Annotated in this window: 18 protein-coding genes; 11 read left to right on the top strand and 7 right to left on the bottom strand. The window is 72.0% G+C overall.

Annotated elements, in window-relative coordinates:
* Positions 1-6: 6 nt before the first annotated feature.
* The 3 genes from AB0I68_RS01670 to AB0I68_RS01660 all read left to right on the top strand — a co-directional run bounded on the left by AB0I68_RS01670 (position 7) and on the right by AB0I68_RS01660 (position 2,298).
* Positions 7-480 carry a DUF5304 domain-containing protein gene (locus AB0I68_RS01670; protein ID WP_363175152.1) on the top strand — a complete coding sequence of 158 codons (474 nt, stop codon included), beginning with the start codon at positions 7-9 and terminating at the stop codon, positions 478-480.
* Between the two features lie 61 nt (positions 481-541).
* On the top strand, positions 542-1,483 hold the full coding sequence (locus tag AB0I68_RS01665; protein WP_363175151.1) for an ROK family glucokinase: 942 nt from the start codon (positions 542-544) through the stop codon (positions 1,481-1,483).
* Between the two features lie 59 nt (positions 1,484-1,542).
* Positions 1,543-2,298, top strand: a complete 756-nt coding sequence (locus AB0I68_RS01660; RefSeq protein WP_363175149.1) for an endonuclease/exonuclease/phosphatase family protein — start codon at positions 1,543-1,545, stop codon at positions 2,296-2,298.
* A gap of 45 nt (positions 2,299-2,343) precedes the next feature.
* Here the strand turns inward: AB0I68_RS01660 and AB0I68_RS01655 are convergent, their stop codons facing one another.
* Together AB0I68_RS01655 and AB0I68_RS01650 are read right to left on the bottom strand one after the other, a co-directional pair.
* On the bottom strand, positions 2,344-2,898 hold the full coding sequence (locus tag AB0I68_RS01655) for a hypothetical protein (protein ID WP_363175148.1): 555 nt from the start codon (positions 2,896-2,898) through the stop codon (positions 2,344-2,346).
* A complete protein-coding gene (locus AB0I68_RS01650; RefSeq protein ID WP_363175147.1) occupies positions 2,891-3,670 on the bottom strand; it encodes an alpha/beta fold hydrolase in 780 nt (259 codons plus the stop codon). The genes AB0I68_RS01655 and AB0I68_RS01650 overlap by 8 nt, the downstream gene beginning before the upstream one ends.
* A gap of 145 nt (positions 3,671-3,815) precedes the next feature.
* Here AB0I68_RS01650 and AB0I68_RS01645 point away from each other — a divergent pair, with 145 nt between their 5' ends.
* The 5 genes from AB0I68_RS01645 to AB0I68_RS01625 all read left to right on the top strand — a co-directional run bounded on the left by AB0I68_RS01645 (position 3,816) and on the right by AB0I68_RS01625 (position 8,821).
* Positions 3,816-4,577 carry a lysophospholipid acyltransferase family protein gene (locus tag AB0I68_RS01645; RefSeq protein WP_363175146.1) on the top strand — a complete coding sequence of 254 codons (762 nt, stop codon included), beginning with the start codon at positions 3,816-3,818 and terminating at the stop codon, positions 4,575-4,577.
* 50 nt (positions 4,578-4,627) lie between these two features.
* A complete protein-coding gene (locus AB0I68_RS01640; protein WP_363175145.1) occupies positions 4,628-5,839 on the top strand; it encodes a DUF5931 domain-containing protein in 1,212 nt (403 codons plus the stop codon).
* Between the two features lie 41 nt (positions 5,840-5,880).
* The gene (locus AB0I68_RS01635) at positions 5,881-6,525 is read left to right on the top strand and encodes a response regulator transcription factor (RefSeq protein WP_048480546.1); all 645 of its coding nucleotides are present in this window, start codon (positions 5,881-5,883) and stop codon (positions 6,523-6,525) included.
* Positions 6,526-6,700: 175 nt separating this feature from the next.
* A complete protein-coding gene (locus AB0I68_RS01630; RefSeq protein ID WP_363175144.1) occupies positions 6,701-7,729 on the top strand; it encodes a 6-phosphofructokinase in 1,029 nt (342 codons plus the stop codon).
* A gap of 90 nt (positions 7,730-7,819) precedes the next feature.
* Positions 7,820-8,821 (top strand): 2-hydroxyacid dehydrogenase, encoded by a 1,002-nt coding sequence (locus tag AB0I68_RS01625; protein WP_363175142.1) that lies wholly within the window; start codon positions 7,820-7,822, stop codon positions 8,819-8,821.
* Positions 8,822-9,012: 191 nt separating this feature from the next.
* Here AB0I68_RS01625 and AB0I68_RS01620 read toward each other — a convergent pair whose 3' ends face one another.
* The gene (locus AB0I68_RS01620; protein WP_363175141.1) at positions 9,013-10,899 is read right to left on the bottom strand and encodes an anthranilate synthase family protein; all 1,887 of its coding nucleotides are present in this window, start codon (positions 10,897-10,899) and stop codon (positions 9,013-9,015) included.
* A 299-nt stretch (positions 10,900-11,198) separates the two neighbouring features.
* Between AB0I68_RS01620 and AB0I68_RS01615 the strand changes: the two genes are divergently transcribed.
* On the top strand, positions 11,199-12,554 hold the full coding sequence (locus AB0I68_RS01615) for a class II 3-deoxy-7-phosphoheptulonate synthase (protein WP_363175140.1): 1,356 nt from the start codon (positions 11,199-11,201) through the stop codon (positions 12,552-12,554).
* Between the two features lie 173 nt (positions 12,555-12,727).
* Positions 12,728-12,967, top strand: a complete 240-nt coding sequence (locus AB0I68_RS01610) for a (2Fe-2S)-binding protein (protein ID WP_363175139.1) — start codon at positions 12,728-12,730, stop codon at positions 12,965-12,967.
* A gap of 3 nt (positions 12,968-12,970) precedes the next feature.
* Here AB0I68_RS01610 and bfr read toward each other — a convergent pair whose 3' ends face one another.
* Positions 12,971-13,450 (bottom strand): bacterioferritin, encoded by a 480-nt coding sequence (gene bfr / locus AB0I68_RS01605; RefSeq protein WP_363175138.1) that lies wholly within the window; start codon positions 13,448-13,450, stop codon positions 12,971-12,973.
* 201 nt (positions 13,451-13,651) lie between these two features.
* Between bfr and AB0I68_RS01600 the strand changes: the two genes are divergently transcribed.
* On the top strand, positions 13,652-14,284 hold the full coding sequence (locus tag AB0I68_RS01600; protein ID WP_363175137.1) for a sulfite oxidase-like oxidoreductase: 633 nt from the start codon (positions 13,652-13,654) through the stop codon (positions 14,282-14,284).
* Between the two features lie 151 nt (positions 14,285-14,435).
* On the opposite strand, the gene AB0I68_RS01595 is transcribed toward AB0I68_RS01600, so the two are convergent.
* The 3 genes from AB0I68_RS01595 to AB0I68_RS01585 form a co-directional block, all read right to left on the bottom strand.
* Positions 14,436-15,305 (bottom strand): deoxyribonuclease IV, encoded by an 870-nt coding sequence (locus AB0I68_RS01595; RefSeq protein WP_363175136.1) that lies wholly within the window; start codon positions 15,303-15,305, stop codon positions 14,436-14,438.
* Between the two features lie 6 nt (positions 15,306-15,311).
* Positions 15,312-17,219: a Stk1 family PASTA domain-containing Ser/Thr kinase gene (pknB, locus tag AB0I68_RS01590; protein ID WP_363175135.1), complete on the bottom strand. Its 1,908-nt coding sequence runs from the start codon at positions 17,217-17,219 to the stop codon at positions 15,312-15,314.
* 268 nt (positions 17,220-17,487) lie between these two features.
* On the bottom strand, positions 17,488-18,282 hold the full coding sequence (locus tag AB0I68_RS01585; protein ID WP_363175134.1) for a thiazole synthase: 795 nt from the start codon (positions 18,280-18,282) through the stop codon (positions 17,488-17,490).

The raw sequence follows: 18,282 nt of genomic DNA, 5'->3' as shown, positions 1-18,282 counted from the left end.
TCCGCCATGAGCGAGGCCACCGACCGTCCCACCGACGAAGACGCCTGGGCCCAGGCCTGCGCCGAGGACCTCGCCGCGGAGCAGGAGCGACGCCGGGCCCGGCAGGGCGGCACCGACGCCGGCACGGGGACCGCAGCCGAGGAGCTGTTCAAGCTGTTCGAGGCCGTCACCGACAAGGTCTCCGGGCTGAACAACCCGCTGCTCGGAGCCGCCGCACAAGGCGCGGTGCGCCAGTTCGTCAACCAGGCGAAGGCCGCCGCCAAGCCCGTCGTCGAGCGCAACCCCGAGGTCTTCGACCACCTCGCGGCCGCCGGATCCGAGCTGCTCGCCGCGTACCGCTCGGCCGTCGAGGGCCACGAGCGCCGCTGGACCCGGGACGAGCCCGCGCCCGCTGCGCCCTCGGACCGCCCCTCCGGCGACCGTTCCGACCCCCGCGACGAGGGCGGGAGCGGTCCGACGCAGCGGATCGATCTCGACTGAGACCCTGCCGCCCTCGGGTACCGTTGGCCGTGGCGGGGTTTGACCGGAAACCGAGGGACTAATGGGACTCACCATCGGCGTCGACATCGGCGGCACGAAGATCGCGGCCGGCGTGGTCGACGAAGAGGGCACCATCCTTGAGACGTACAAGGTGCCCACCCCGCCGACCGCGGACGGAGTGACGGACGCGATCTGCGCCGCAGTGTCCGAAGTCAGCAGAAACCACACCATCGAGGCCGTCGGCATCGGCGCCGCCGGGTACGTGGACGACAAGCGCGCGACCGTACTCTTCGCGCCGAACATCAACTGGCGGCACGAGCCGCTCAAGGACAAGGTCGAGCAGCGCATCGGCCTGCCGGTCGTCGTCGAGAACGACGCCAACTGCGCGGCCTGGGGCGAGTACCGCTTCGGCGCCGGCCAGGGCCACGAGGACGTCATCTGCATCACGCTCGGCACGGGCCTGGGCGGCGGCATCATCATCGGCAACAAGCTGCGGCGCGGACGCTTCGGCGTGGCCGCCGAGTTCGGGCACATCCGGGTGGTCCCGGACGGCCTGCTGTGCGGGTGCGGGAGCCAGGGCTGCTGGGAGCAGTACGCCTCCGGCCGCGCGCTCGTCCGGTACGCGAAGCAGCGCGCCAACGCCACCCCCGAGAACGCGGCGATCCTCCTCGCGCTCGGCGACGGCACCGCCGACGGCATCGAGGGCAAGCACATCAGCGAGGCCGCGCGGGCCGGTGACCTGGTGGCCATCGACTCCTTCCGCGAGCTGGCCCGCTGGGCGGGCGCCGGCCTCGCGGACCTGGCCTCCCTCTTCGACCCGTCGGCGTTCATCGTCGGCGGCGGGGTCTCGGACGAGGGCGACCTCGTCCTCGACCCGATCCGCAAGTCCTTCAAGCGCTGGCTGATCGGCGGCGCGTGGCGTCCGCACGCGCAGGTGCTGGCCGCGCAGCTGGGCGGCAAGGCCGGGCTCGTCGGCGCGGCGGACCTGGCCCGCCAGGGCTGATGCCGTTCGTTCGCCGGACTGCCCGCCGCGCCCTCTGGGGCACGGCGGGCAGTCTGGCTATGTTGCCCCTTATGCTGCCGAACTCAGTGACGGAATCCGACGGTTCCGCGGTGATCCGCGCCCTCAGCTACAACATCCGCTCGATGCGGGACGACGAGGAGGCGCTGGCCAGGGTGATCCGTGCGTGTGCGCCCGACCTGGTGTTCATCCAGGAGGCCCCGCGGTTCTTCCGCTGGCGCAAGCACGCGGCGCGGCTGGCCGCGAAGACGGACCTGGTGGTGCTGAGCGGCGGCGCGACCGCTGCGGGCCCCCTCCTGCTGTGCTCCCTGCGCGCCTTCGTGGAGCGGACCGAGGACGTCCTGCTCCCGTTGACCCCGGGCCTGCACCGGCGGGGCTTCGCCACGGCGGTGGTCCGGTTCGGGGCCGCGCGGGTGGCGGTGCTGAGCGCGCACCTGTCGCTGGACGGGGCGGAACGCCGGGCGCAGGCGGACCAGCTCCTGAACCGCCTCACGGCCACGGACGCCCCGTACGGCATCGCGGCGGGCGACATCAACGAGACGCCGGCGGGCCCGGCATTCCGGCGCCTCTCCACCGCCCTCCAGGACGGCTGGACGGTGTCCCCCTGGGGCGGCGAGCACACCTTCGTCCGCTCCGGCCCGCCGAGGCGGATCGACGCGATCTTCGCAACGCCGGGCGTGGAAGTCCTGACCTGCGGTGTCCCCACGGCTCTGCCGGGCATCACGGAAACAGACCTCCGGGCGGCCACGGACCACCTCCCCGTCCTCGCCACCCTCCGCCTCCCGGCCGCGCCGTAGCCCGGCCCCTGCGGCTCGGGGGCTGGGCCGTCTCCCCGGATCTGCCTAGACCACCGCGCCGCGACCGGGGTCGTCGTCCTCGTCGTCGCCCTGCGACATCCGCGCCACCAGCGTGGCGAAGCCACCCAGGAAGCCGCCGACGCCCAGCGTCGTCAGCCACCAGGTCATGTCCCACTGCAACAGCACGGCCAGGAGCAGCAGCACCGGCCCGCCCACCACCGCCAGCCAGGCGAACTTCGCCGTCGTGTCCGCGGGCGGGAGCTCCGGCTCCGGGGGGACGAAGTGACCCTCGTCCTTCCCGTCCGGCTCCGCCGGCGCGTGGTCCCGGGGCCCGGTCCCGGGCCCGATATCGCCCACACCCACGCCCGGGGCGAACACCACCGAGCTGCCCAACGCCGGAGCCGGGGGTTCCTTGTCCGCCGCAGGCTCCGGGGCCGGCTCCACGTCCTCCTCCGGCAGCATCAGGTTCTCGATCGGCCGGAACGGCCTCGACCCCGGCGGGTCCGGCGGCTCCTGCCCGTACCCGGCGACGATCGCCGCCCAGGCCGCCTCCTCGTCCAGCGGGGGGACACCCCCCGAGGACTCCTCGTGCTCAGCCACCGCTGGCCGCCCCCTCCCTGCCGACGCTCTCCGCGAGCCGCCCGACGAACGCATAACTGTCCGCGAAGATCTGCTCCGCGTCATAGTCCAACGTCGCGACGTGGTAGCTCTGTTCCAGCAGGGTCTCGGTGACGTCCGTCGACGAGATCCGCGCGAGGATCCGCGCCGAGTCGACCGGCGGTACGACATGGTCCTGCGGGCTGTGCAGCAGCAGCACCGGCTGCGTCACCTGCGGCAGCTCCGTGTCCAGCAGCTGCAGGAACTTCCGCAGCGAGTGCGCGGCCCGGGTCGGGACCCGGTCGTACCCGACCTCGTCCGAGCCCGGCTTCGCGATGTCGCTCGCGATGCCCGGGGTCGACCGGATGAAGTGCTTGGCCACCGGGAGGGCGACGGCCAGCGGGTCGTGCACCTTGTTGGCCGGGTTCACGAGCACGACGCCGCTGATCGCGTCCCCGTGCTTGGCCGCCAGCCGCAGGCTCAGCGCCCCGCCCATGGACAGGCCGAAGACGAACACCTGCGTGCACCGGTCCAGCAGCTCCCGCAGCGCCCGGTCCACCTCGGCGTACCAGTCCTGCCAGCCCGTGAGCTGCATGTCCTGCCACCGCGTCCCGTGCCCGGGCAGCAGCGGCAGCGACACCGTCAGGCCCTGCCCGGCGAGATACTCGGCCCACGGGCGCAGCGACTGCGGGGAACCGGTGAAGCCGTGGCAGAGAAGCACGCCGACCTCTCCGCCCTCGTGGCGGAACGGCTCGGCTCCAGGGAGGACGGGCACCAGGGTCTCCTTCGACGGGTGGGGGGTGCGTAGCGCTGTGTGACTTCACCGTACGCGACCGGCGTGACACCGACCAGGGTCGTCGGCCGCTCCGGACCGAGCCAGGGGATATGGTCTGTTCGACAGACACAGGAAGGCTTTCGAGTTGATCTACGGCGCAATGAAGTTCTCCATCGGGGGTTCCCTGAAGCTCGCCTTCAGGCCGTGGGTGGAGGGCCTCGAGAACATTCCCGCCGAGGGGCCTGCGATCCTCGCGAGCAACCACCTGTCCTTCTCCGACTCCTTCTTCCTGCCGGCCGTGCTGGACCGGAAGGTCACCTTCATCGCGAAGGCCGAGTACTTCACCTCCCCGGGCGTCAAAGGCAAGCTGACGGCGGCCTTCTTCAAGGGCGTCGGCCAGCTCCCGGTGGACCGCTCCGGTGCGCGCGGCGCGGGCGAGGCCGCGATCAAGAGCGGCATCGAGGTCATCGAGCGCGGGGAGCTGTTCGGTATTTACCCCGAGGGGACGCGTTCACCCGACGGCCGCCTCTACCGCGGCAAGCCCGGCGGTCTGGCCCGTGTGGCCCTGGCCACCGGTGCGCCGGTGATCCCCGTGGCGATGATCGACACGGAGAAGATCCAGCCGCCCGGCAAGGTCGTCCCGAAGCTGATGCGCCCGGGCATCCGGATCGGCAAGCCGCTGGACTTCAGCCGCTACCAGGGCATGGACAGCGACCGCTTCATCCTGCGCTCGGTGACCGACGAGGTCATGTACGAGATCATGAAGCTGTCCGGCCAGGAGTACGTCGACATCTACGCGACGGCTGCCAAGCGCCAGATCGCCGACGCGGAGAAGGCCGAGAAGGCCGCCAAGGCCGCCGCCGACAAGGCCGCCGCCGACAAGGCGGCCGGCAAGAGCGCGGAGTAGGGCGGGCAGAAGGGGCGGAACGGGCGGAACCGCCCGCGGGGGTGGGGGAGATGGCGAAACGCGAGCGTGTCGTGCGCATGTCGGTCGAGCAGCCGTTGTGGCGGGCGCTGACCGCCTACCGGCTGATCACCATGGTCTACGCGGCCCTGCTGTTCGCCTCGGCGTACAAGGACTTCGACCGCCCCTGGATCGCGGCCGGCTATCTCGCCGTGCTCGCCGTCTGGACGCTGGCGACCCACCGCAAGGTGGCGAACGCCGCCAGCTGCACGAAGCGGTTCCTCGGGGCCGACCTCACCGTCGCCCTCGTCGGGATCCTGCTCACCCCGCTCGCGGACACGTACGAGCGGATCGCCGCGGGCGGCCCCACGCTCCCCACCATCTGGACGGCGGGCTCCGTCCTCGCCTTCGCGATCAAGGGAGGCTGGCGCTGGGCGGGATTCGCCTCGACCTTCGTGGCCGTGGCCAACATCTGCGTCCACGGCGGCGAGCCCACCCGCGACACCCTGCACAACGTGCTGCTGGTCTGGGTCGCCTCCATCGCCATCGGGTACGTCGTCGAGGTCGCCCGGGCCAGTGAGGCCACCCTCGCCCGCGCCCTGGAGATCGAGGCCGCCACCCGCGAGCGCGAGCGTCTCGCCCGCGACATCCACGACGGGGTCCTCCAGGTCCTCGCCATGGTCCAGCGGCGCGGCACCGAGCTGGGCGGCGAGGCCGCCGAGCTCGGCCGGATGGCCGGGGAGCAGGAGGTGGCGCTGCGCACCCTGGTCTCCAGCGGGCTGGTGCCCGCCTCCCGGATCTCCCGCGACGAGTCGCTCGGCGCGCTGGTGGACGCGTACGAGGTGGAGGAGCCCGGCGCCGACGAGGGCGAGCTGGATCTGCGGACCCTCCTCGCCCCGCACGCCGGATCCCGGGTCAGCTTCGCCGAGCCCGGCACGCCGGTACTGCTGCCCGTGCCCGCGGCGAAGGAGCTGGCCGCCGCGGTCGGCGCCGCCCTCGACAATGTGCGCAAGCACGCCGGGGACGGCGCCCGGGCCTGGATCCTGGTCGAGGACTGGGGTGACGAGGTGATCGTGACCGTCCGAGACGACGGCCCGGGCATCCCGGCGGGCCGGCTCGACCAGGCCGAGGGCGAGGGCCGGATGGGCGTGGCCCTGTCCATCCGCGGCCGGCTGCGCGATCTCGGCGGCAGCGCCGAGCTGGTGTCCGTCCCCGGACAGGGCACCGAAGTGGAACTGAAAGTACCGAGGGGGAGAACCCAGTGAGCCAGACCGACGGGCCGAACGAGCTCGGCGCGATCAAGGTGATGGTCGTCGACGACCACCCGATGTGGCGGGACGCGGTCGCCCGCGACCTGGCCGCCGCGGGCTTCGACGTGGTCGCGACCGCCGGGGACGGCCCCGAGGCGGTCCGCCGGGCCGTGCCCGCCGCCCCCCACGTCCTGGTCCTCGACCTCAACCTGCCGGGCATGCCCGGGGTGCAGGTCTGCAAGGAGCTCGTCGGCGCCAACCCCGCGCTGCGCGTCCTGGTCCTGTCCGCCAGCGGTGAGCACGCCGACGTCCTCGAGGCGGTGAAGTCCGGCGCGACCGGCTACCTGCTGAAGTCCGCGGGCGCCCAGGAGCTGATCGACGCGGTCCGCCGCACCGCGGCCGGCGACCCGGTGTTCACCCCGGGCCTGGCCGGGCTGGTGCTCGGCGAGTACCGGCGCCTGGCCACCGACCCGGCGCCGGCCGCCCCCGACGAACCGAAGGCCCCGCAACTGACCGACCGGGAGACCGAGGTGCTGCGACTGGTGGCCAAGGGGCTCTCGTACAAGCAGATCGCGGAGCGCCTCGTCATCTCCCACCGCACGGTCCAGAACCATGTGCAGAACACCCTGGGCAAGCTCCAGTTGCACAACCGGGTGGAGCTCGTCCGGTACGCGATAGAGCGCGGCCTCGACGACGCGTGACGCGCGCGAGCGGTGTCGTACGTCGCACCCGCGTCCTCGTACGAGTGAACGGGGGAGACGCAACGCCCCTTCATTCCACCGGAATTGACCCTTCCCAGGCCCTTGCTGTGACCTGAGTCACCACTAGCGTGACCGTCGTGCGGGCTCAGTGGGCCCTGTGGCGAAGGGAGATTCCATGAAGGTCGGAGTGCTGACGGGCGGCGGCGACTGCCCCGGGCTCAACGCGGTGATCCGGGCCGTCGTCCGCAAGGGCGTCCAGGAGTACGGGTGCGACTTCATCGGGTTCAAGGACGGCTGGCGCGGCGCGGTCGAGGGGGACACCGTCCCCCTCGGCATCTCCGCCGTCCGCGGCATCCTGCCGCGCGGCGGCACCATCCTCGGCTCCTCGAGGACCAACCCGTGCAAGCAGGAGAACGGGGTCCGGCAGATCAAGGAGAACCTCGCCAAGTACGAGGTCGAGGCCCTCGTCGCGATCGGCGGCGAGGACACCCTGGGCGTGGCCGCCAAGCTGTACGGGGAGTACGGCATCCCGTGCGTCGGCGTCCCGAAGACCATCGACAACGACCTGTCGGCCACGGACTACACCTTCGGCTTCGACACGGCGGTGGGCATCGCCACGGAGGCCATCGACCGGCTGCACACCACGGCCGAGTCGCACATGCGGGTGCTGGTCGTCGAGGTGATGGGCCGGCACGCCGGCTGGATCGCCCTGCACTCGGGGCTGGCGGGCGGTGCCAACGTCATCCTCATTCCCGAGCAGCGCTTCGACCTGGACCAGGTGTGCGCGTGGGTGACCTCCCGGTTCAAGGCGAGCTACGCGCCGATCGTGGTGGTCGCGGAGGGTGCGATGCCCAAGGACGGGGAGATGGTGCTGAAGGACGCCACCACGGACTCGTTCGGGCACGTCCGGCTGTCGGGCGTGGGGGAGTGGCTGGCGAAGGAGATCGAGGCGCGGACGGGCAAGGAGGCCCGGACCACGGTGCTCGGGCACATCCAGCGCGGTGGCACGCCGAGCGCCTTCGACCGGTGGCTGGCGACGCGGTTCGGGCTGCACGCGATCGACGCCGTGCACGAGGGTGACTTCGGGAAGATGGTCGCGCTGAAGGGCACGGACATCGTGCGGGTGCCGATCGCCGACGCGACGGCGAAGCTGAAGACCGTGGACCCGGCGCTGTACAAGGAGGTCGGGGTGTTCTTCGGCTGAGCCGGAGCGCGTCAGCGGGCTGTGGGTCGTATCGGTCGTAAGGTGACGAGCGGCCCATGGTCCGATTCTTCGCGCAGCACGGGAGCGAACATGGAAATCCTGGCATTCGGGGTGCAGGGGGACGAGCAGCCGCTGATCGAGAAGGCGTTCGCGGCCGCGGGGCACCACGAGGTGCGCTGCCTGGACGTCTTCCTCACCGAGGACACCGCCCCCATCGCGGGCGGGTACGAGGTCATCTCCTCGAGCGTGAACGCGGATCTGAACGGGCGCGTGCTGCGGACCCTGGCCGGGGGCGGGACGAAGATGATCGCCCAGCGGTCCACCGGCTTCAACAACATCGACCTGGACGTCGCCCGGCAGCTCGGCATGACGGTCAGCCGGGTCTCGTACTACTCCCCGTACTCGGTCGCCGAGTTCGCCTGGACCCTGGCGATGGCCGTGAACCGGCGGATCGTCCGCGCATCGAACCGCACGCGGGACTTCGACTTCCGGCTGAACGGGCTGATGGGCCGCGACATCCGGGGCCGCACCGCGGGCGTGCTCGGCACCGGCAGGATCGGCGAGGCGTTCACCCGGATCGCGCACGGCTTCGGCACGAACCTGCTGGGCTGGGACCTCGCGCCGAACCCGGCGTGCGTGGAGCTCGGCATGAAGTACGTGGACAAGGACGAACTGCTCACGTCCGCGGACCTGGTCAGCCTGCACGTCCCGCTGCTGGAGTCGACACACCACCTCATCGACGCGGCCGCGCTGCGGATGATGAAGGACGACGCGATCCTGGTGAACACCAGCCGCGGCGGACTGATCGACTCGGAGGCCCTGGTGGCGGAGCTGCGCGCCGGGCGCTTCGAGGGAGTCGGTCTGGACGTGTACGAGGCCGAGGCCGGGCTCTTCTTCCTGGACAAGTCCCTGGAGGCCGTCGAGGACGACACCCTGGCGCGCCTGATCACGTTCCCGAACGTGGTGGTCACCTCGCACCAGGCGTACTACACGCACGACGCGGTGGGCCAGATCGTCGAGACGACGGTCCGCAACGTGACCGACTACCTGGCCGGGCGGAGGTCGGAGAACACCCTGTCCCCGGCGGGGTAGGCCGGGGGTTCACCGGGGATTCGGTGGACGGCCATGCCGGCGGGGCCCGGCGAGGGCTGGATTCGGCCGCGTGGACACACCTTTCGGCGGCCGCCGGGTCATGCCGGCCCCGGACCGGGCCGCGGCGGACCCGGCCGGTGCCGGCCGGCGGCGGGCCGTGCAGGCCGGACCGGTCCGGCCGGGCCGCGGGGCTACACCGTGGCGGCCGTCACCGCGGCGAGCAGCTCGCGCAGCAGCTCCGCGCCGCGGAGCGTGAGGACCGATTCCGGGTGGAACTGGACCCCCGCGAATCCGCCGGCGGCCGAGCGGAGGGCGTGGACCTCGGCCGTGACCGGGTCGCGGGAGATCTCCACGCCCGACAGGGCGAGCCGGCCGGCGAGCTCGTCGGGGCAGTGCGCCGTGTACGTGTTGTAGAAGCCCACCACCTCCTGCGTACCGAAGAAGTCGATGCGCGTCTGCGCCCCCTGCGCCGGCTCCGCCTTGCGGATCAGCGGCAGGCCCAGCTCCGCGGCCAGCAGTTCGTGCCCGAGGCAGACGCCCAGGATCCCGGACCGGTGCCCCGCCAGGAGGTCCGCCGCCAGAGCGCGCAGCATCCGCATCTTCGGGTCGGCGGCGTCCGCCGGGTTCCCCGGCCCCGGGCCCAGGACGATCGGGCCGGTCCAGGACAGGGCCGCCTCCCGCAGCCCCGGATCGTCGTAGCGGCGTACCGTCACCTCCAGCCCCGTCACCCGCAGCACGTGCGCCAGCATCGCCGTGAAGGTGTCCTCGCCGTCCACCACCAGGGCGCGGCCGGTCACCGGGGCCGGCTGCTCCTGCATCCGGAGCCAGAACGGCGCCAGGTCCCGGCGGCGCGCCGCGAGGGCCGCCTGGACCCGGGGGTCGGCGGCCAGACCCGGCGCGGCGGACCCGGGCCGCGGGGCCGCCGGGCGGACCCCGAGCGCCGCCAGCACCCCGGCCGCCTTCGCGTGCGTCTCCGCCACCTCGCCCGCCGGGTCGGAGTGCCGGACCAGCGTGGCGCCCACCGGCACCCGCAGCGTGCCGTCCGCCGCGATGTCCGCGGTCCGGATCAGGATCGGGGAGTCCAGCGTCTGCGTACCCGCGGAGTCGGTGCCCAGCAGGGCCAGCGCCCCCGCGTAGTAGCCGCGCCCTCCGGCCTCGTACCGCTCGATCACCCGGCAGGCGTTCTGCACCGGCGACCCGGTCACCGTCGCCGCGAACATGGTTTCGCGCAGCACCTCCCGCACGTCCAGCGAGGTCCGGCCGCGCAGCTCGTACTCGGTGTGCGCGAGGTGCGCCATCTCCTTCAGCCGCGGCCCGACGACGACCCCGCCCCGGTCGCCGACCGTGCACATCATCTTCAGCTCCTCGTCGACCACCATCGACAGCTCCTCGGTCTCCTTGCGGTCGCCGAGGAAGGCGAGGAGGGACTCGGCCGTCGGGCCCCCGGCCGGATACCGGTACGTTCCGCTGATCGGGTTCATCACGACCGTGCCGCCGGACATCCGCACGTGCACCTCGGGGCTCGCCCCGACCAGCGTCCGGTCCCCGGTGTGGACGACGTACGTCCAGTACGCGCCCCGCTCGTCCAGCAGCAGCCGCCGGAACAGTGCGAGCGCGTCGGCCCGCCCGAAGCCTTCGATCCGGCCCTCGTACGTGCGCCGGATGACGAAGTTCGCGCCCTCGCCGCGGCCGATCTCGTCCCGGATCACGCGCTCGACTGTGGCCGCGTACTCCTCGTCGGGCACGTCGAAGCCGCCGTCCTCGACCCGCACCGGGTGGTCGGGCAGCGCGGCCAGCGCCTCGGCGAGGGGGACCTCGTACGCCTCCTCGGCGGCCAGCACGCTCAGCGGCGTGCCGTCGTCGCGCACGTCGAACCCGCGCTCCCGGATCTGCCGGAACGGGACGAGGGCGAGGGTGGGCAGCTCCCGGACGGGCAGATCGGCCAGGCGCCCGGCCTCGTGGACCGCGCCGGTCAGCACCTCGACGGTGTCGTGGTCGCGGCCGGGGGTCCGGCGGCGCAGCAGGGCGAACGGCGGGCAGGAGTCGTCGAGCAGGCCGAGCAGGCGGCTGGGTTCCATGGGGCGGGCGTCCTTCTCCGTGGGCGTGGTGAAGAGGAGCGGCCGGGCCCGGAAAGCACCGAAGGCCGCCCCTCGGGCGGCCTTCGCGTCGTGCGTGTCAGTGGGTACGCGCGAGCAGTGGACCGCCGGGAGCGGGCCACCACCAGTTCTGGTTCGAGAGCGCGTACATGCCGCCGACGATAGCCCACCTCCTGCCGGAGGCGAAGCCTCCGCGCCGCCGGAAGTGATCCACAGAGACACCCGTCTCACGAAGTGGGCACCGGGCTGGACGTGACGCGATACGCCGTAATGTGTACGAGGTGACCGTGAACGCTGAAACCCAAGCCCCCGCCGCCAAGGCGACCTGGCGAGACCTTCCCGCGGCGCAGCAGCCTTCGTACCCCGATGCCGAGGCACTGCGCGCTGTCGTCGCGGACCTCGAGTCGTATCCCCCGCTCGTTTTCGCGGGCGAGTGTGACCAGCTGCGCGCCCGTCTGGGAGCCGTCGCCAAGGGCGAGGCGTTCCTGCTGCAGGGCGGCGACTGTGCCGAGGCCTTCGACGCCGTGTCCGCCGACCACATCCGCGCCAAGCTGAAGACGCTGCTCCAGATGAGTGCCGTCCTGACGTACGCGGCCTCCGTGCCCGTCGTCAAGGTCGGCCGCATCGCGGGCCAGTACTCCAAGCCGCGCTCCAAGGACACCGAGACCCGCGACGGCGTCACCCTGCCGACCTACCGCGGCGACTCCGTCAACGGCTTCGCCTTCACCGAAGGGGCCCGGATCCCGGACCCCGAGCGGCTGAAGCGCATGTACCACGCGTCCGCGTCGACGCTGAACCTGGTGCGCGCCTTCACCACCGGTGGTTACGCGGACCTGCGCCAGGTGCACGCCTGGAACCAGGACTTCGTGAAGTCCTCCCCGTCCGGGCAGCGCTACGAGCAGCTCGCGCGGGAGATCGACAACGCGCTGAACTTCATGAAGGCCTGTGGCACCGACCCGGCCGAGTTCAAGGCCGTCGAGTTCTACGCCTCCCACGAGGCGCTGCTGCTCGACTACGAGGGCGCGCTGACCCGCACCGACTCGCGTACCGGCAAGCTGTACGACACCTCCGGCCACATGGTCTGGATCGGTGAGCGCACCCGCCAGCTGGACCACGCGCACATCGAGTTCTGCTCGCAGATCGCCAACCCGATCGGCATCAAGCTCGGCCCGACCACCACGGTGGACGAGGCGCTGACGTACATCGACCGCCTGGACCCCGACCGCGAGCCGGGCCGGCTGACCTTCGTCGTCCGCATGGGCGCCGACAAGGTCCGCGACAAGCTCCCCGAGCTGGTCGAGAAGGTCACGGCCTCGGGCGCGACCGTCGCCTGGGTCACCGACCCGATGCACGGCAACACCTTCGAGGCGGCCTCCGGCCACAAGACGCGCCGTTTCGACGACGTGCTCGACGAGGTCAAGGGCTTCTTCGAGGTCCACAAGGGACTGGGCACGCACCCGGGCGGCATCCACGTCGAGCTCACCGGTGACGACGTCACCGAGTGCGTGGGCGGCGGCGACGAGATCTTCGTCGACGACCTGCACCAGCGCTACGAGACGGCCTGCGACCCGCGGCTCAACCGCAGCCAGTCCCTGGACCTGGCCTTCCTGGTCGCCGAGATGTACCGCGATCAGTAAGCACCGTTTTTGAATACGTGCATACGTACGACAGTGGGGCACGGATCGATGTGATCCGTGCCCCACTGTCGTCGCCGGGGCTTTTCGGCCGGCGCCACTTTGGGTACGGTTAGGTAAGCCTCACCGAATCGGGGATGGCTGTAGAAACCATTCCTGTCAGGGAGGTGAACCGCGTGTACGTCTGCTCTTGCTTCGGGATCACCGACAAGCAGGTCAAGGACCACGCGGCCGCCGGGGCCTGCACCCCCCGCCAGATCGCCTCCGTCACCAAGGCCGGCACCGACTGCGGATCCTGCGTGCGCACCATCCAGGGCATCCTGGGCCGCGGGGCCTGCCCGCGCCGGGAGCTGCTGGAGAAGGGCAACGCGGCCGCCGTGCTCGCCGCGGACCCGCAGCTCGCGGAAGCCGCGTAGGCCTCAGCTCTCCGGCTGCTCGATCAGCTGCGCGATGTAGAGCGGCTCCCCGATGCTCTCGATGAGCTCCAGCTGGGTGTCGAGGTAGTCGATGTGGTGTTCCTCGTCCCCCAGGATGTCCTCGAAGAGGCGCGCCGAGGTCACGTCGCCCTTGCCGCGCATCACCTCGATCCCGCGCTTGAGGCGGTCGATGGCCTCGAGCTCGACCTGCCGGTCCGCCTGGAACATCTCCGTCAGGGTCTGGCCGACCCGTACGTGGAAGAGCCGCTGGTAGTTCGGCAGCCCGTCCAGCATGAGGATGCGCTCGGTGAGCTTGTCCGCGTGCTTCATCTCGTCGATGGACTCGGCACGGGTGTAGTTCGCGAGCTTGGTCCAACCCTTGTTGTCCTGGATCCGGTAGTGGAGCCAGTACTGGTTGATCGCCGTGAGCTCGCCGGTCAACTGCTCGTTCAGAAACTCGAGGACCTCGGGGTCGCCCTGCATCGCAGAGGCTCCTTCCAGGCAATGTCAGCTACGTGACGGGGCTGGGGGTACCTCCCAGCCGTGGCTGGGGGAGTGCGCGCATCCTCGCACCGCCGCATGAGGCCGTCCAGTAAGTGCCTCCTTAGTGTGAGTTGCCGTGACTTGCCCGTATAGGTGCGTACCTGGTCGTGACCACCCCGCGACGTCTGTCACCATGGAGGCATGGGTCAGCCGGAAAGCCGGGAATCTCCGGGAGCAGAGCAGCTGGAGCTTCCCCCGGGGCAGCGGTTGCAGCGCGGCTGGCCGGTCACCCATTACGGCCCGGTCCCCAAATTCAAGCCGGACCGCTGGGAGTTCCGCGTCTTCGGGGCCACCGCCGACGGTGAGAAGCACTGCTGGAACCACGAGGACTTCACGGCCCTGCCGTTCGAATCGGTCGTGGCGGACCTGCACTGCGTGACGAAGTTCAGCATGACGGGCGCCGAATGGGGCGGGGTCCTCGCCCGCGACATCCTCGCCCTGGCGCCGCCGTCGCCGCAGGTCACGCATGTGATGGTGTGGGCCGAGTACGGTTTCAGCTCCAATCTGCGGCTGGCCGACTTCGCCTCCGACCGGACCGTCTTCGCCACCCACCAGGGCGGTGAACTGCTCACCGCCGAGCACGGTTTCCCGGTGCGGCTCGTGGTACCGCACCTGTACGCCTGGAAGGGCCCGAAGTGGGTCCGCGGCATCGAGTACATGACCGCCGACCGCCGCGGCTTCTGGGAGGAGCGCGGCTACCACAACATCGGCGACCCCTGGCGCGAGCAGCGCTACTCGTACCAGGAGGAGCCGGGGGACGGCCCCGAGCTGTAGCCGGTGGCCCGCCCGCCCTCGGCGGTGGTACCGGTGCACGACCGCGCGGCCCTTGCCGCGGCCCGGCAGCCACGTGCCGACCGGGGCCGCGCCAACGCCACCCGGATGGCCGTACCCAACGGCGTACCTCCGAGGGGTATGCCCCAAGGGATCAGTGGAGCTCGCGCAGTTCCTTCAGCAGCGCCACGTCCGCCGCGTGCCCTTCCTTGCCGCCCGGCGTCTCGATGATCAGCGGGACGCCCTCCGTCGCGGGGTGCGTGAACAGCTCGGCGAAGGCGTCCCTGCCGATGTGGCCCTGCCCGATGTTGGCGTGGCGGTCCTTGTGGGCGCCCACGCCCTCCTTCGAGTCGTTCGCGTGGATCAGCTTCAGCCGCCCCTCGCCCACCGTGTCCACCAGCAGGTCCAGTGTCTGCTTGGCGCCGCCGGGCTCCGCCAGATCGTGCCCGGCGGCGAAGATGTGGCAGGTGTCCAGGCAGATCCCGAGCTTCGGATGGTGGTCCAGCGCTTCGAAGTACGGGCCGAAGTCCCAGGTCCGCGAGCACAGCGAGGAGCCCTGGCCGGCCGTGGACTCCAGCAGCAGGAAGGGGTCGTCGTCGTGCGTCAGCTCGTCCAGCAGCGGCAGCATGTGCTCCCTGACCTGCGCGTACGCCGCCTCGCGCGGGCGCCCTCCGGTCGCCGAGCCGGTGTGCACGACCACCCCGAGCGCGCCGATCTCCCGGCCGCGGCGCAGCGAGTGCCGCAGCGACTCCACCGACTTCTCCACCGTCGCCTCGGTGTGCGAGCCGAAGTTGATCAGATACGGGGCATGCACGTACGCCGGGATCGCCCCGGCCGCGCACCCGGCCCGGAACAGCTCGTCCTGCGCCGGGTTCCCGACCGGGGTGGCCCAGCCGCGCGGATTGGCCACGAAGACCTGGACGGCCTCCGCACCCATCTCCCGCGCGTACGTCAGCCCCACCGAAGCGAGCCCGCCGGCGACGGGGACGTGCCCGCCCACGGGATTGCGCACAGCCTGGTCCATGTACCGCTACAGCCCCTTGGTCCGCAGGACGATCGTGCTGCCCTCGGGAGCGCTCTGGCCGCCCGGCACCGACTGGGCGTCCACCGTGTTGCTGAAGCCGAGGAACGGACGCTCCACCTTCACCTTGAAACCGGCCGCCTCCAGCGTCCTGCGGGCCGCGTCCGCCTCCTGGCCGGTCACGTTCGGCACCGGGATCTGCCGGGGGCCCTTGGACACGGTGAGCGTCACCGTGTCACCGGTCGCGGCCTGGGAGCCGGCGCCGACCGACTGGTTGGCGACCGTACCGGCCGGGAACGGCGAGTTGACCTGGTCGGCGGCCGTCTCGACCTTGAGGCCGGCGTCCTGGAGGGCCGCCCGCGCCTGGTCGAGGGGCCTTCCGGCCACGTTCGGCACCTGCACCGGCCGGCCCTTGCTGACCACGATCGCGACCGCGGTGTCGGCCGACCGCTTCTGCCCGCCCGTCGGGTCGGTGCCGATCACCGAGCCCTGGGCGATGTCCTGGCTGAACGCCTGCGTCACCAGGCCGGGAGCCAGACCGCTCTTGACCAGCTCGGCCTTCGCGTCCTCCAGGGGACTGCCCTTCACATCGGGGACGACGACGATCTCCGGGCCGCGCGAGACGGTGAGCACCACCGCGCCGTTGCCGCGGATGCGCTTGCCGCCCGAGGGGTCGGAGTTCATGACCGTCCCGCGGTCGAAGGCGTCGCTGAACTTCCGGTCGACCCGCTTCACGCCGAGGCCGGCCGCGGACAGGTCGGACTTCGCCTGCGCCTCGGTCTTCCCGAGCAGGTTGGGGACCTTTGTGAACTGGCCGGAGCTGATGTACCAGACCCCGGTGCCGAGACCGAGCGCGAGCAGCACCCCGGCGATCACGAGCAGCATGCCGCGACGCGCTCTGCGCGGGGCCGGCCGCGCAGCCGGGGCCGGCAGGGCCTCCGGGAGCTCCAGCCGGGACGTCCGGTCCACGGGAGGCTGCGCGGCGACGGGCCGTGGGATCACGCCGGTCCGGTCCTCGGTGGCGCTCCGCTCCTCGGCCCGCGCCTGCGGCGGCACGGCGTCCAGCTCGGCGTCGCTGAGCCGGGCCCGGGCGTCGAGGGCCAGCCCGAGCAGGGCGGCGGCGTCGAAGGGGCGCAGCTCGGGGTCGCGGGCGGCGGCGTAGGCGACGAGCTCGTCCAGGCCGACGGGCAGCCCCGGGACGGCGGCCGACGGGGGCGGCACGTCCTCGTGGAGGTGCAGGTAGAGCACCTGGGCGGGGGTGCCGCCGGAGTGCGGCTTGGAGCCGGTGAGCATCTCGTACAGGACGACACCGCAGGCGTAGACGTCCACGCGGGTGTCGCCGGTGCCGCTCGCGATCTGCTCGGGGGCGAGGTAGGAGACGGTGCCGAGGACGGAGCCGGTGGTGCTGGTGACCGAGTCGACGGACCGGACCAGCCCGAAGTCCGCCACCTTGACCCGGCCGTCGTCGCCGATCAGGACGTTCTCGGGCTTCATGTCGCGGTGCACGAATCCGGCCCGGTGGGCGGCGCCGAGGGCGGCCAGGACGGGCTCGAGGATGTCGAGGGCCGCACGGGGCTGGAGCGCGCCGCGCTCGCGGAGCACGTCGCGCAGCGTGCAGCCGGAGACGTACTCCATGGCGAGGTACGTGTACGGCCCGTCGGTGCCCTGGTCGAACACGGCGACGACGTTGGGGTGCGCGAGGCGGGCCACGGACTTGGCCTCGCGGATGAACCGGTCGACGAAGGCGCCGTCGGCGGCGAGCGCCGGATGCATCACCTTCAGCGCGAGCACGCGGTCGAGGCGGGTGTCGACGGCCCGGTAGACCGTGGCCATGCCGCCGGCCGCGATACGGGCGTCGACGCGGTAGCGGCCGTCGAGTGTCTGCCCGACGAGGGGGTCATCCAAGGTCGTATCCACCCGGCGATTCTACGAGCGTCTGTGCTGCCGCCGACCAGGGGCGGGTGGGGTTGCAGCGCACCTGTGACGTCCGGCCGCGGCCGGTTTCGCGGGGCGGGGCCGTCCCCGCCCCGCCCTTCTCCCGTTCACCGGGCTCCGCCCGGACTTGGTCCTCAGGCGCCGGACGGGCTGGAAAATCCGGCCCCGCCGGCGTTTGAGGACCGGGGGCTCGGGGGCGGCGCACCCGCATCGGTGCCACGGGAGGAGGCCCCGATGCGGGGGCGGAGCCTCAGAACGCCGGGCGTTCCGGGTCGAGGGCGGCGCGGCCCTCCGCGGGAGACGAGGCCTCCGCGAAGCGGCGCTGCGGGATGCGGCCCGCCCGGAACGCCAGCCGCCCCGCCGACACGGCGTCCCGCATGGCCGTCGCCATCAGGACCGGCGACTGGGCGCGGGTCACCGCCGAGGCCAGCATGACCGCGGCGCACCCCAGCTCCATCGCCAGCGCCGCGTCCGACGCGGTGCCCGCTCCGGCGTCCAGGATCACCGGCACGCCGGCCCGCTCCGCGATCAGCTCGAAGTTGTGCGGGTTGCGGATGCCCATGCCCGAGCCGATCGGAGACCCCAGCGGCATGATCGCCGCGCAGCCCACGTCCTCCAGCTTGCGGGCCAGCACCGGGTCGTCGTTCGTGTAGGGCAGCACGGTGAATCCCTCGTCCACCAGGGTTTCCGCCGCATCCAGCAGCTCCACCCCGTCCGGCAGCAGGGTCCGCTCGTCGGCCACGACCTCGAGCTTGATCCAGTCCGTGCCCAGCGCCTCCCGCGCGAGGCGCGCCGTCAGCACCGCCTCGCCCGCCGTGAAACAGCCCGCCGTGTTCGGCAGGACCGCGATCCCGAGCCGGGTCAGCACCGACAGGACCGAGCCCTGGACCGTCGGGTCCAGCCGGCGCATCGCCACCGTCGTGAGCTCCGTACCGGACGCGATGAGCGCCCGTTCCAGGACGTCCAGGCTCGGTGCCCCGCCCGTCCCCATGATCAGGCGGGACGAGAAGGTCCGGCCGCCCAGCGCGAAAGCGTCGTCCGTCAT

The sequence above is a fragment of the Streptomyces sp. NPDC050448 genome, from assembly GCF_040655295.1.
Lineage (GTDB): Bacteria > Actinomycetota > Actinomycetes > Streptomycetales > Streptomycetaceae > Streptomyces.
The sequence above is the reverse complement of the archived record's forward strand: the minus strand, read 5'-3'. Positions and strand labels throughout refer to the sequence as shown.